General features: G+C 43.3%; 1 protein-coding gene. It reads right to left on the reverse strand.

Annotation, left to right across the window (positions count from 1 at the left end):
• Positions 1-82: 82 nt before the first annotated feature.
• Entirely contained in the window at positions 83-277 is a 195-nt protein-coding gene (locus HMPREF2607_RS02290) for a hypothetical protein (RefSeq protein ID WP_070475579.1), read from the reverse strand.
• Positions 278-510: the final 233 nt, after the last annotated feature.

Below are 510 nucleotides of genomic sequence, written 5' to 3' on the forward strand. Positions count from 1 at the left end.
CGTCAGAAAGTGCTTCTGTATCAGAATCACAATCAGTGTCAAACTCAGAATCAGCGTCAGAAAGTGCGTCAATTTCTGAGTCTCAGTCTGTATCAAATTCAGAATCAGCGTCAGAAAGTGCCTCAGTTTCTGAGTCGCAGTCAGTGTCAACCTCAGAATCAGCGTCAGAGAGTGCGTCAGTTTCAGAATCACAGTCTGCTTCAACCTCAGAATCAGCTTCATTAAGTGCTTCAATTTCAGTTAGTGAGTCTGCATCATTGAGTGAATCACAGAGCACAAGTTCCTCAATCTCGACTTCAGAGTCAGAATCATTGAGTACGTCAAGCTCATTGAGTGCTTCTGCATTTGAAAGCCAGTCTCAAGCCTTTAGTGCTTCAATTTCTGCGATTATTTCAACTGTTGAATCTATTTCGAACTCAGCATCATTGGGTGAGTCGGCGTCATTGAGTACATCTGTTTCAGGATCACAATCAGTTTCTAATTCCGAGTCTGCCTCAGAGAGTGCATCGG

The organism is Streptococcus sp. HMSC078H03 (genome assembly GCF_001808655.1).
Classification (GTDB): domain Bacteria; phylum Bacillota; class Bacilli; order Lactobacillales; family Streptococcaceae; genus Streptococcus; species Streptococcus salivarius_G.